The sequence below is a fragment of the Pseudomonas sp. B21-051 genome, from assembly GCF_024748795.1.
GTDB classification, from domain to species: Bacteria; Pseudomonadota; Gammaproteobacteria; order Pseudomonadales; family Pseudomonadaceae; genus Aquipseudomonas; species Aquipseudomonas putida_A.
This window is the reverse complement of the sequence record NZ_CP087166.1, coordinates 5,919,680-5,932,552: the sequence shown is the minus strand read 5'-3', so window position 1 is coordinate 5,932,552 and position 12,873 is coordinate 5,919,680. Positions and strand designations below refer to the sequence as shown.

Genomic DNA, 12,873 nt, shown 5'->3' with positions numbered 1-12,873 from the left:
TCAGCGCAATTCACCACACAGGTCGAGTTCGATCAGACGTCGCACTTCGGTGTTGTCCAGGCCGGCACCGAGCAATCCGTGCAGTTTGCCGAACGCCGCCTCGCGTGTCATGCCGCCACCGGACAGCACGCCGACGCCGCGCAGACGGCTGCCGGCTTCATACACATCCAGCTCGACACCGCCTTCATGGCACTGCGTGACCGCGACCACCACCACACCGTTGTCCCGCGCGCGGCCAAGGCTGGCGAGGAACTCGGGATTGTCGCTCGGCCCGGTGCCGCTGCCGTAGCATTCCAGCACCAGACCCCGGATGCCGCTGGCGAGCAGGCCATCAACCACCTCGGCGCCGATGCCGGGGAACAGCGGCAGCACGGCAACCTTGGCCAGTTGTTTCGGCTGGTTGTAGTTCAGCGCGCCCGGAATCGACGGCGCTTTTACACCGCCGCCCTGGCGCTCCAGGCGCTTGAACGGATGCCGACCGAAGCTGCGCACTTTCGCGCAGCGCGTCGGCGCCAGCAGCTCGCCGTGGAAGTACAGGTGCACGCCCGGTGCCAGACCCTGGCCCAAAGCAACCAGCGCGCCACCGAGGTTTTCCCAGGCATCGCTGTCGGTGACGCCGGCCGGTAGCATCGAGCCGGTGAAGCACACGCGGGCATGCAGGCCGAGCAACTGGAAGCTCATCGCCGCAGCGCTGTAGGCCAGGGTGTCGGTGCCGTGCAGGATCAGCACACTGTCGCAGCCTTGCACGTCCACCGCATCGACCACCGCTTCGCGCAGTTGCTGCCAGTAGGCCGGGGTCATGTTGGCGCTGTCGATCAGCGGCGACATTTCCCGGAAGCGCCACTGCGGCACGACGAGTTCAGGCTGGCTGTGCAGATAGTCGCGCATGCGGGCTTCGAAACCGGACGCCGGGGCCAGACCGTTGGCACTGGCCTGCATGCCGATGGTGCCACCGGTGTAGAGCACCATGACGTGTTGGGCGGCGGGAAAAGTCGACGAATTCATGGGGATTCTCCGAAAACGATGAGTTCCTGTGGGAGCGAGCTTGCTCGCGAAAGGGCCGTCAGATGCAACATGAATGTCACCTGATCCACCGCTTTCGCGAGCAAGCCCGCTCCCACAGTTTTACGAACTGTAACTGACGGGCGCAGGGGATGCGCCCGTCATTCACCTGTCAGCGTTGCGCTGCAGGCACGCCTTGCGGCTCGGCTGCGGTCTTGCCGGAGGCTGGCGCCTCGGCCGGCCAGGCCTTCAAGTCCAGATCCAGATCGGCAAATTTGCTGGAGTCGAACACTGGCTGCTTGATGCCCGCACGGCGCTGCTCGTCGTAGTCGCGCATCACGCGCATGCCGACCTTGAACAGCATGGCCAGGGCCATCAGGTTGACGAAGGCCAGGCAGGTCATGGTGATGTCGGCGAAGGCGAACACGGTCGACAGATCCTGCATCGAACCCCATACCACCAGCGCCAGGACCAGGCCGCGGAACACCATCAGCAAGGCGCGGTTGCGGCTGAGGAACTGCAGGCTGTTCTCGCCCAGGTAGTAGTTGTAGAGGATGCAGGTGAAGACGAACAACGACAGCGCAACGCTGACGAAGATGCGGCCCCAGTCACCGACCACGGCAGCCAGCGAGTTCTGGGTCAGGACGATGCCGTCACCTTCGAAGCCCGGGGTGTAGAAGCCCGACAACAGGATCAGCAGCGCGGTGCAGGTGCAGATCACGAAGGTGTCGAGGAACACGCTGAAGGCCTGAACCACGCCCTGGGCGCCCGGGTGTTTCACCGAGGCCACGGCGGCGACGTTCGGCGCACTGCCCAGGCCCGCTTCGTTGGCGAACACGCCACGCTTCACGCCCATGACGATGGCGCTGCCGAGCAGGCCGCCGAAGGCCGGGTCAAGACCGAAGGCGCTTTTGAAGATGGTTTCCAGCATGGCTGGCACGTGTTCGATCTGGGTGCCGATCACGTACAGGGTCACGCCGATATAGGCCAGGGTCTTGACCGGTACCAGCAGGTCGGACACCGCGGCGATGCGCTTGATGCCGCCGATGAAGGTGATGGCCAGCAGCACCGCCAGGACAATCCCGGTGTGGCTTGGGTCGAAGGCAAAGGCGTTTTGCAGCGAGTGGGTCACGGTGTAGGACTGCAGGCCGATAAAGGCGAAGCCGTAGGTGACCAGCAGCAGGACCGAGAACACCACTGCCATGCCTTTCAACTTCAGGCCGTGCTGGATGTAGTAGGCCGGGCCGCCACGGTACAGACCGTCGCCATCGGCGCGCTTGTAGACCTGCGCCAGGGTGCATTCGAAGAAGCTGCTGGACATGCCGACCAGTGCGGTCACCCACATCCAGAACACCGCACCCGGACCACCGAGGGTCACGGCGATGCCGACACCGGCGATGTTGCCTGCACCGACGCGGCCGGCAAGGCTGAGCATCAGGGCCTGGAACGAGCTGAGTTGCCCGCCGCTGCTTTTCAGGCTGTCGCGGAATACCGCGAACATGTGGAAGAAGTGGCGCAATTGAACGAAACGCGAGCGAATCGTGAAGTAGCTACCGAGCCCGACAATGAGCACGATCAGTACTTTCCCTGAGAGGAAGTCGTTGATGACTTCGAGCATGGATTTTTCCTCGCTGTTTTTTGTTTAAGCAAATGCTGGATGTTCCGAAACATCGCGTTACACCGGTTTGCGCGCGGCACGACAGGTGAGGCGAAGGTTTCGTCCCGGATCCATTTCGCGGGTTTGTTATTAGTTCGGGTTTCGCATGGGTTATGGCCTCGTTACCGACGACCGCTCACGCGAAGAGGGGCGGCACTATACCGATCAGTGCGGCGCCCGTCTGCACGCTCGTGGTGCAAGCGACGAAACGAGAGTTGCTGCAAAATCAAAAGATCGCAGCCTTCGGCAGCTTCTACAGGGGTACATCCATCCTGTAGGAGCTGCCGAAGGCTGCGATCTTGGCGGTACCAAATACATAAAACATTTAACGTCCTGCCCGCAAAGAAGTTAAAAAAAAGGGCTTGGGGACTGATCCCCAAGCCCTCAAAAGGTGAGAGGTGTCTAGTCCCTCGACCTGGTGAGCGGTGCTACAAATAACGCGTCGGCTCAGGCTTTGAGCGGAACCAGACGCGGGGCAATCATGTTTTCCGGGCGCAGGATGTCGGCGAGCATGGCCTCGTCGAGCAGGCCTTCTTCGCGCACCAGTTCCAGCACGCCGCGGCCGCTTTCAAGGGCGATACGGGCGATGCGGGTGGCGTTTTTGTAGCCGATGTACGGGTTCAGCGCGGTGACCAGACCGATCGAGTGCTCGACCAGTTCGCGGCAGCGGGCTTCGTTGGCGGTGATGCCGACGATGCAGTGCTCGCGCAGCATGTCCATGGCGCGTTGCAGCAGACGGATCGAGTCGAGGATCTTGAACGCGATCAGCGGCTCCATCACGTTCAGCTGCAGTTGGCCGCCTTCGGCTGCCATGGTCAGCGCCAGGTCATTACCGATGACCTGGAAGGCCACCTGGTTGACGGCTTCCGGAATCACCGGGTTGACCTTGCCAGGCATGATCGAGCTGCCTGGCTGACGCGCTGGCAGGTTGATCTCGTTGATGCCGGTGCGTGGGCCGCTGGACAGCAGGCGCAGGTCGTTGCAGATCTTCGACAGCTTGACCGCGGTGCGCTTGAGCATGCCGGAGAACAGCACGAAGGCGCCCATGTCGGAGGTGGCTTCGATCAGGTCGGCGGCGGGTACCAGCGGTTGACCGCTGATCAGCGCCAGACGCTGAACAGCCAGCGCTTGATAGCGCGGGTCGGCGTTGATGCCGGTGCCGATCGCGGTGCCGCCCAGGTTTACTTCAGTCAGCAGTTCCGGGGCCAGCGTCTTCAGACGGGCCAGGTCTTCGCCCATGGTGGTGGCGAAGGCACGAAACTCTTGACCCAAAGTCATCGGCACGGCGTCTTGCAGCTGGGTACGGCCCATTTTCAGGACGTGATCGAACTCTTTGCCCTTGGCCGCGAAGGCCTGAATCAGGCTGTCGAGGCTGGCCAGCAGCGCGTCGTGACCCAGCAGCAGACCCAGGCGGATTGCGGTCGGGTAGGCGTCGTTGGTCGACTGCGCCATGTTGACGTCGTCGTTCGGGTGCAGGTACTGGTACTCGCCTTTCTGGTGACCCATTGCTTCGAGCGCAATGTTGGCGATCACTTCGTTGGCGTTCATGTTGGTGGAAGTACCGGCGCCACCTTGAATCATGTCGACCACGAACTCTTCGTGGAAATCACCGCGGATCAATCGGGCACAGGCTTCGCTGATGGCAGCGTGCTTGGCTTCGCTCAGATGACCCAACTCACGGTTGGCGTCAGCGGCGGCCTGTTTGACCATCGCCAGACCGACAACCAGTTTCGGGTAATGCGAAATCGGAACGCCGGAGAGACGGAAGTTGTTCACCGCTCGCAGGGTCTGGATGCCGTAATACGCTTGAGCCGGTACTTCGAGGGCGCCAAGCAGGTCGTTTTCTGTGCGGAAAGATGCAGCGGAGGACATGATAGAAATCATCTCGATATGGACCCGGTCTGTGCCGGAACGCTGCGAATGCTAGGCTTGTGGGATTTTTTGGGCCAATGCTGTTAAACACTGGCCTATGCACATTCGGCATAATGCCCGTGTGACGCCGCGTGCGCGGCAGACGTGTGACCTGTTTTGGTGCGTGTCCGGGAGGACGTGATGAATCTGGAAAGCAAATGGCTCGAGGACTTCAGTGCCCTGGCCGCCACTCGCAGCTTCTCGCAGGCGGCCGAACGGCGCTTTGTGACCCAACCGGCATTCAGTCGGCGGATCCGCAGCCTCGAAGCCGCATTGGGCCTGACGCTGGTCAACCGCTCGCGCACGCCGATCGAGCTGACGGCGGCGGGACAATTGTTTCTGGTGACCGCGCGCACCGTGGTCGAACAGCTCGGCGAAGTGCTGCGGCATCTGCATCACCTGGAAGGCGGGCAGGGCGAGGTGATCCAGGTCGCGGCGGCGCACTCGCTGGCGTTGGGCTTCTTTCCGCGCTGGATTGCGCAACTGCGCAACGAAGGGCTGAACATCGCGACGCGATTAGTGGCGACCAACGTCGGCGACGCGGTGCACGCGCTGCGCGAGGGTGGCTGCGACCTGATGCTGGCGTTCTACGACCCGGACGCGGCGATGCAAATGGACCCGGAAATCTTCCCGTCGCTGCACCTGGGCCAGACCGAAATGCTTCCGGTGTGCGCGGCGGATGCCGATGGCAAGCCGCTGTTCGACCTGGAAGGTGAGGCCAGCGTGCCGCTGCTGGCGTACAGCGCCGGGGCGTTTCTCGGGCGTTCGGTGAATGGTTTGCTGCGTCAGCGTCAGCTGCGCTTCACCACGATCTACGAAACCGCCATGGCCGACAGCCTCAAGAGCATGGCGCTGGAAGGACTCGGCATCGCCTGGGTGCCGCAGTTGAGCGTGCGCGCCGAACTTGGCCGTGGCGAACTGGTGGTCTGTGGCGGCCAGCAATGGCATGTGCCGCTGGAGATTCGCCTGTACCGCTGCGCACTGGTGCGCAAGGCCAACGTGCGGTTGCTCTGGCGCAAGCTTGAAGGCGGCGCTGCACAAGCTTCTTGAGTGGTGGGGGCTGTGGGAAAAGATCGCAGCCTTCGGCAGCTCCTACAGGTTGGAATGCGTTGCACTGTAGGAGCTGCCGAAGGCTGCGATCTTTTGATCTTTTCTGCTGACCTTCAAGTCAATAAAACCGGGCCTTTGGCTGATTTGACAGATGGTCGTTTCGGGGGCTGTTTATTGCTTTCTTTGCGGTATACTGCGCGGCCTTCGGCCGGTACGTCCGGCCATTTTTCGTACAATCAAGCCACGCAATCCTGCGTGGCTTGTTGTTTTTGACGCGCCTGCGGGCGCCCAGAGAGAAGAGGCGCGACGATGAGTGCACTGGTTGGCGTGATCATGGGCTCCAAGTCCGATTGGTCCACCCTTAGCCACACCGCCGATATGCTGGAAAAGCTCGGCATCCCGTACGAGGTCAAGGTGGTTTCCGCCCACCGCACCCCGGATCTGCTGTTCCAGTACGCCGAAGAGGCTGAGGGCCGCGGCATTGAGGTGATCATCGCCGGTGCCGGTGGCGCAGCCCACCTGCCAGGCATGTGTGCGGCCAAGACCCACCTGCCTGTACTGGGCGTTCCGGTGCAGTCGTCGATGCTCTCGGGCGTCGATTCGCTGCTGTCGATCGTGCAGATGCCGGCGGGCATCCCGGTTGCCACCCTGGCCATCGGCAAGGCCGGCGCGATCAACGCCGCGCTGCTCTCGGCGAGCATCCTTGGTGCCAAGCATCCACAGTTCCACGCGGTACTGAAAACCTTCCGTGCCGAGCAGACAGACAGCGTCCTGGACAATCCAGATCCACGTATTGCCTGAGGTTGTTGAGATGAAGATCGGTGTAATCGGTGGCGGCCAGTTGGGCCGCATGTTGGCGCTGGCGGGCACTCCGCTGGGCATGAACTTCGCTTTCCTCGACCCTGCGCCGGACGCTTGCGCGGCTGCACTGGGCGAACACCTGCGGGCCGATTACGGCGATCAGGATCACCTGCGTCAACTGGCCGATGAAGTCGATCTGGTGACGTTTGAGTTCGAAAGCGTCCCGGCCGAAACCGTGGCGTTTCTCTCGCAATTCGTGCCGGTCTATCCGAGCGCCGAAGCCCTGCGCATCGCTCGCGACCGCTGGTTCGAGAAGAGCATGTTCAAGGACCTGGGCATCCCGACCCCGGCCTTCGCCGACATTCAATCGCAAGCCGACCTGGATGCCGCCGTGGCTTCTATCGGTCTGCCGGCCGTGCTGAAAACCCGCACCCTGGGTTACGACGGCAAGGGCCAGAAAGTCCTGCGCAAGCCGGAAGACGTGGTCGGTACATTCGCCGAGCTGGGCAGCGTTGCCTGCCTGCTGGAAGGCTTCGTGCCATTCACCGGCGAAGTCTCGCTGATCGCCGTGCGTGCCCGTGATGGTGAAACCAAGTTCTATCCACTGGTGCACAACACCCACGACAGCGGCATTCTCAAACTGTCGGTCGCCAGCACCGATCACCCGTTGCAGGCTCTGGCCGAAGACTACTCCAGCCGCGTGCTCAAGCAGCTCGACTATGTGGGCGTGATGGCGTTCGAGTTCTTTGAAGTCGACGGTGGCCTCAAGGCCAACGAAATCGCCCCGCGTGTGCACAACTCCGGACACTGGACCACCGAAGGCGCCGAGTGCAGCCAGTTCGAAAACCACCTGCGCGCCGTTGCCGGCCTGCCGCTGGGTTCGACCGCCAAGGTCGGCGAGAGCGCCATGCTCAACTTCATTGGTGTGGTTCCGCCGGTAGAGAAAGTCATCGCCATCGAAGATTGCCATCTGCACCACTACGGCAAAGCCTTCAAGGCCGGGCGCAAGGTCGGTCACGCCAACCTGCGCTGCGCCGACATGGCCACGCTGCAGGCGCAGATCGTCAAGGTCGAAGCGCTGATCGCCGAGTAACCACAGTTTCATCTGGCAGCGGCGGAACCTTCGGGAGCCGCCGTTCTCTCATGGCAGGATGCCAAAGTCTGACTAGGCTTTGGCCTATCTACCATTCAGAGTCAGAGGGAAATGCCATGGGAATTATCGGAACCATTTTTATCGGCTTGATCGTCGGCCTGCTGGCACGCTTCCTCAAACCGGGCGATGACAGCATGGGCTGGATCATGACCATCCTGCTCGGTATCGGCGGTTCGCTGGCGGCCACTTACGGCGGCCAGGCCCTGGGTATCTATCAGGCCGGTCAGGGCGCAGGCTTCATCGGTGCACTGGTCGGCGCGATCGTGCTGCTGGTGATCTACGGTCTGATCAAAAAGAACTGATCCAAGCGACCAAGTCCTCTCTGCCAACGTGGCAGGGAGGGCTAGAATGCTCGGCGATTCAACGTCCTTCCTTTATCCGAGCATCTTTTACCGAGCACCTCCATGCGCCGTCTTCTGTTGACTCTTCTTTTGCTGGGCAGCGGTCTGGCCCACGCCGGCGAACTGCCGGAAACCGACTGGCTGGAACTGATGCCCAAGTCGGACCAGAAAGCCCTCGAGGCCATGCCCGAAATCGACCACAACTCCCCGGAAGCTACTGGCACCTTCACCGAGAAGGGCGGGATGAAACAGGCCAAGGGCCTGCCGGCGGTGATGTATTCGACCAAGACCGTGGCGTCGATGAACGACAAGCACATCCGCATCGGCGGCTACCCGGTGCCGCTGGAATCCGACGCCAAGGGCCGCAGCACGCTGTTCTTCCTCGTGCCATACCCTGGCGCGTGCATCCACGTACCGCCACCGCCGCCGAATCAACTGGTGCTGGTGCGTTATCCAAAGGGTTTGAAGCTGGATGATATCTACACGCCGCTATGGGTAACCGGCACGCTGAAGATCGAGAAAGTCAGCAATGACCTGGCCGATGCGGCGTATGCGCTGGAAGCGGACAAGGTGCGGGTGGTGCAAGAGTCCGATCTCTGAAGCAAAAGATCGCAGCCCTCGGCAGCTCCTACAGGGAAATGCATTCCAATGCAGGAGCTGCCGAAGGCTGCGATCTTTTGATCTTAAAGCGGTTTGCTGCCGATGCTGACGCCCATGGTATGGCTCGCACCCGAGCCCAGCGTGACCACATCATCCATCACATTCGCCGTCTCGATGCACAGCATGCGCTGCCAGCCATCGTTATCCATGTCGGTCAGCGCTGCCGCGCGGTCGATCCACGGGTTCCAGATCACCGCGGTGCGTGAGCCGCTGGCGCTCAGTACGATGCGCCGTTCCCAGGTCGGGTCGACGATGCTCAGTTGCGGCGGAGCGTCGAGGTAGATGCGGTCGGTTTCCCCGGCAAAGCGCAGTTCGCCTTGCTGGCGGTGAGTGTTCCAGTTGTCCAGGGTTTCGATGTAATCCAGCCCCTCAACACCTTCGACGTGTACGTTGCGCACATCGCTGACGGCGTAATAGGTGTGCAGCGCCTGACTGAGGCTGACGGTTTCGGCACCCCGGTTATGGCTGGTCAGGCTGATGTTCAGCTGATCATTCAGATGCAGGGTCAAGGTCAGGTCGACCTGATGCGGCCAGCCCGGGAATCCGCCTTCGGGATACGGCAGCCGGAATTCCACCTTGACGCCATGGTCTTCGGCTTCGATACCGCCCAGTTCCCAGTCCATCGCCCGGACAAAGCCGTGGGCTTGTGCCGGCTCATCGCTGACGCGCATCGCTTTCACGCTTTGCGGGTTGCGCTCGAAGATGCCGAACCATGGCCAGCACACTGGCACACCGGCGCGGATACTTTTGCCGGTCTTGAACACAGCCTTGTCGTTGAGCCAGATGATCGGCGGCTGGCCGTCGATCTGGTAACTGAGGATATGCGCGCCTTGCTGGGCCACCAGCACTTCGGCCTGACCGTGGCGGATGCGCCAGCAGTTCAGTTCATCCAGTTTCACCGCTTCAACGTTGGGCGTGTTCATGGGACAGCTCTCGATCAGACACTTGGGACGACTATCGACCGCAAAACCGCGGCGATGTTTAACGCGCGCGCGGTGGCACCGAGCGGGTGCGACCGCTGCCGTCGATGGCGACGAAGACGAACACCGCCTCGGTCACTTTACGCCACTCGCTGGACAGCGGATCGTCGCTCCACACTTCGACCATCATCTGGATCGAGCTGCGGCCGATTTCCAGGGTCTGGGTATAAAAGGACAATTGCGCGCCCACCGCGACCGGCACCAGAAAGGCCATGCGGTCGATGGCGACCGTGGCTACGCGACCACCGGCCACGCGGCTGGCCATTGCGGTACCCGCCAGATCCATCTGCGCCACCAGCCAGCCGCCGAAGATATCGCCAAAGCCGTTGGTTTCGCGGGGGAGTGCGGTAATTTGCAGGGCCAGGTCGCCTTGCGGGATCGGATCTTCTTGTTCGAGCTCTATCATGCCGGGGGTGCCTCTGACCCGTGACTCTTCGTTGGTATTGCTGGTGGTAGCCGTCTTCAGGAAAAACGATTCAGCACCGAACATACTGCGTTCGTCACGTTTTCCATAGGCGCCTAAAGGGGAAACTCTGCGAAACCGGCTGATCCCGTTCAAAGGCCGGGCCAACGACGTTTTCGCACAGCAACCCCCTACAAACCGGAGCAAGGTTGCGAGTATATCGGTCGGTAGACTCCGCGACGACCATCGGGTTCTGATTTTGACCGTCAAATACGCGCCTCTATGTGCTTTTTCGAACAATTTGCTATGGTGCCGAACCTGCCCAAGCCACAGCCAGCGTTGTTGTGGCGGTAGATCCGCCTATAAGAGAAGCCCTTGCCATGACCACAGCGCCTTCGAGCCTCGCGCAGCCCGAGCAACCTGCACGCCCCCTGACCCGCAATGACTACAAGACTCTGTCGCTATCGGCCCTGGGCGGTGCGCTGGAGTTTTACGATTTCATCATCTTCGTGTTCTTCGCCACTGTGGTCGGCAAGCTGTTCTTCCCGGCCGACATGCCCGAGTGGCTGCGCCTGATGCAGACCTTCGGCATTTTCGCCGCCGGTTACCTTGCGCGGCCGCTGGGCGGCATCGTCATGGCGCACTTCGGCGACCTGCTGGGGCGCAAGAAGATGTTCACCCTGAGCATTTTCATGATGGCCGTGCCGACCCTGATCATGGGCCTGCTGCCGACCTACGCGCAGATCGGTATGTGGGCGCCGATCCTGCTGTTGCTGATGCGAGTGATTCAGGGCGCGGCGATTGGCGGGGAAGTGCCGGGGGCGTGGGTCTTCGTTTCCGAACACGTGCCGCAAAAGCACATCGGCTATGCCTGCGGCACCCTGACCAGCGGACTGACGGCGGGCATCCTGCTCGGCTCGCTGGTCGCCACGGCAATCAATAGCATTTATACACCGGGGGAAGTCGCGGATTACGCCTGGCGGATCCCGTTCCTGCTCGGTGGCGTGTTCGGTCTGTTCTCGGTGTACCTGCGCCGCTGGCTGCACGAAACCCCGGTGTTCGCCGAGCTGCAACTGCGCAAGGCGCTGGCCGAAGAAGTACCGCTGCGTGCGGTGCTGCGTGACCATCGCGGGGCGATTGCGATCTCGATGCTGCTGACCTGGCTGCTGTCCGCCGGGATCGTCGTGGTGATTCTGATGACCCCGACCGTGCTGCAGACGGTCTATCACTTCTCGCCAACGGTGGCGCTGCAATCGAACAGTCTGGCGATCGTGTTCCTCAGCGTCGGTTGCATCATCTCCGGTGCCCTGGCCGACCGTTTCGGCGCCGGCCGGGTGTTTGTCTTCGGTTCCCTGGGCTTGCTGATCAGCTCCTGGACCTTCTATCACAGCCTCGCCGATCACCCGAACTGGCTGTTCCCGCTGTACGCATTGACCGGCTTGCTGGTCGGCACCATCGGTGCGGTGCCATACGTGATGGTCAAGGCGTTCCCGCCGGTGGTGCGCTTCAGCGGATTGTCGTTCTCGTACAACGTGGCGTACGCGATCTTCGGTGGCCTGACGCCGATGGTGGTCAGCCTGCTGCTTAAAGAGAGTGCGATGGGCCCGGCTTACTATGTGGCCGTCCTTTGCACGATGGGGATTCTGGTGGGGGCGTGGCTGTGGAAGAAGGGGCGCTGATCCGGAATTCCCTCCAGCAGTACCGGCTTCTTCGCGAGCAGGCTCGCCCCACATTGGAATGCATTTCAACTGTGGAAGCGAGCCTGCTCACGAATGGGGCGACTCGAATCATCCAGTAAAAACTCCGATGCTGGCCTTTCATCCAATTGTCATATTTCAGCCATAGAGTGTTCACACGGCCTGCTGATACTTGGCCCCGACTTAACACACCCTATCTGCTAGGAGTAAGGCATGAAACTGAAGCGTTTGATGGCGGCAATGACTTTTGTCGCTGCTGGCGTTGCGACTGCCCACGCGGTAGCCGCTGGCGTTGACCCGGCAATTCCGGCTTACACCAAAGTCACCGGTGTATCGGGCAACTTGTCCAGCGTTGGTTCCGACACTCTGGCCAACCTCATGACCCTGTGGGCTGAGAATTACAAGAAAGAATACCCGAACGTAAACATCCAGATTCAGGCCGCTGGTTCCGCCACCGCGCCACCTGCGCTGACTGAAGGCACCTCCAACCTGGGCCCGATGAGCCGCAAGATGAAGGACACCGAACTGGCGGCCTTCGAGCAGAAATACGGTTACAAGCCAACCGCTATCCCGGTGGCCGTGGACGCCCTGGCGGTGTTCGTGCACAAGGACAACCCGATCCAGCACCTGACCATGGAACAGGTTGACGCGATCTTCTCGTCCACCCGTCTGTGCGGCGCCAAAGCCGACGTGAAAACCTGGGGCGACCTGGGCGTGACCGGCGACCTGGCCAACAAGCCAGTGCAACTGTTCGGTCGTAACTCGGTATCCGGCACCTACGGCTACTTCAAGGAAGAAGCCCTGTGCAAAGGCGACTACAAGCCTAACGTCAACGAACAACCGGGCTCGGCGTCGGTTGTGCAGTCGATCAGCTCCTCGCTGAACGGCATCGGTTACTCGGGCATCGGCTACAAGACTGCCAGCGTGAAGACCGTTGCCCTGTCGAAGAAAGGCAGCACTGACTTCATCGAAGACACCGAAGAAAACGCCCTGAACGGCAAGTACCCGCTGTCGCGCTTCCTCTACGTTTACGTGAACAAAGCCCCGAACAAGCCTCTGGCCCCGCTGGAAGCCGAGTTCGTGAAACTGGTTCTGTCCAAACAGGGTCAGGAAGTGGTGGTGAAGGACGGCTACATCCCACTGCCGGCCAAGGTTGCTGCAAAAGCACTGGCTGACCTGGGTCTGCAGGAAGGCGGCGCTGAAGTCGCAAAAAAGTAA

At 61.4% G+C, this 12,873-nt stretch carries 12 protein-coding genes; 7 read left to right on the top strand and 5 right to left on the bottom strand.

What is annotated here, in order from left to right; all coding sequences use genetic code 11:
- The 3 genes from LOY52_RS26830 to aspA form a co-directional block, all read right to left on the bottom strand.
- Positions 1 to 1,005, bottom strand: coding sequence for an asparaginase (locus LOY52_RS26830; protein WP_258677370.1), 1,005 nt, complete (start codon positions 1,003 to 1,005; stop codon positions 1 to 3).
- A 169-nt stretch (positions 1,006 to 1,174) separates the two neighbouring features.
- Positions 1,175 to 2,620, bottom strand: coding sequence for a sodium:alanine symporter family protein (locus tag LOY52_RS26825; RefSeq protein ID WP_258677368.1), 1,446 nt, complete (start codon positions 2,618 to 2,620; stop codon positions 1,175 to 1,177).
- A 486-nt stretch (positions 2,621 to 3,106) separates the two neighbouring features.
- Entirely contained in the window at positions 3,107 to 4,531 is a 1,425-nt protein-coding gene (gene aspA, locus LOY52_RS26820) for an aspartate ammonia-lyase (protein WP_027610364.1), read from the bottom strand.
- Between the two features lie 180 nt (positions 4,532 to 4,711).
- Here aspA and LOY52_RS26815 point away from each other — a divergent pair, with 180 nt between their 5' ends.
- The 5 genes from LOY52_RS26815 to LOY52_RS26795 all read left to right on the top strand — a co-directional run bounded on the left by LOY52_RS26815 (position 4,712) and on the right by LOY52_RS26795 (position 8,515).
- Positions 4,712 to 5,620, top strand: coding sequence for a LysR substrate-binding domain-containing protein (locus LOY52_RS26815; protein ID WP_258677365.1), 909 nt, complete (start codon positions 4,712 to 4,714; stop codon positions 5,618 to 5,620).
- Between the two features lie 309 nt (positions 5,621 to 5,929).
- Positions 5,930 to 6,421, top strand: a complete 492-nt coding sequence (gene purE / locus LOY52_RS26810; RefSeq protein WP_003229641.1) for a 5-(carboxyamino)imidazole ribonucleotide mutase — start codon at positions 5,930 to 5,932, stop codon at positions 6,419 to 6,421.
- A 10-nt stretch (positions 6,422 to 6,431) separates the two neighbouring features.
- On the top strand, positions 6,432 to 7,514 hold the full coding sequence (locus LOY52_RS26805; RefSeq protein WP_047596872.1) for a 5-(carboxyamino)imidazole ribonucleotide synthase: 1,083 nt from the start codon (positions 6,432 to 6,434) through the stop codon (positions 7,512 to 7,514).
- A gap of 116 nt (positions 7,515 to 7,630) precedes the next feature.
- Positions 7,631 to 7,876: a GlsB/YeaQ/YmgE family stress response membrane protein gene (locus tag LOY52_RS26800; RefSeq protein WP_003229635.1), complete on the top strand. Its 246-nt coding sequence runs from the start codon at positions 7,631 to 7,633 to the stop codon at positions 7,874 to 7,876.
- A 102-nt stretch (positions 7,877 to 7,978) separates the two neighbouring features.
- Positions 7,979 to 8,515, top strand: a complete 537-nt coding sequence (locus LOY52_RS26795; RefSeq protein ID WP_027610367.1) for a DUF3299 domain-containing protein — start codon at positions 7,979 to 7,981, stop codon at positions 8,513 to 8,515.
- Between the two features lie 83 nt (positions 8,516 to 8,598).
- Here the strand turns inward: LOY52_RS26795 and LOY52_RS26790 are convergent, their stop codons facing one another.
- Together LOY52_RS26790 and LOY52_RS26785 are read right to left on the bottom strand one after the other, a co-directional pair.
- Complete coding sequence (locus LOY52_RS26790) at positions 8,599 to 9,498, bottom strand: D-hexose-6-phosphate mutarotase (RefSeq protein WP_258677363.1); 900 nt, start codon at positions 9,496 to 9,498, stop codon at positions 8,599 to 8,601.
- Between the two features lie 58 nt (positions 9,499 to 9,556).
- Entirely contained in the window at positions 9,557 to 9,961 is a 405-nt protein-coding gene (locus tag LOY52_RS26785) for an acyl-CoA thioesterase (protein ID WP_003229628.1), read from the bottom strand.
- A 377-nt stretch (positions 9,962 to 10,338) separates the two neighbouring features.
- On the opposite strand from LOY52_RS26785, the gene LOY52_RS26780 reads away from it, so the two are divergent.
- Both LOY52_RS26780 and LOY52_RS26775 read left to right on the top strand, forming a co-directional pair.
- Positions 10,339 to 11,637: an MFS transporter gene (locus LOY52_RS26780; protein ID WP_258677361.1), complete on the top strand. Its 1,299-nt coding sequence runs from the start codon at positions 10,339 to 10,341 to the stop codon at positions 11,635 to 11,637.
- A gap of 231 nt (positions 11,638 to 11,868) precedes the next feature.
- Entirely contained in the window at positions 11,869 to 12,873 is a 1,005-nt protein-coding gene (locus tag LOY52_RS26775) for a phosphate ABC transporter substrate-binding protein PstS (protein WP_086792482.1), read from the top strand.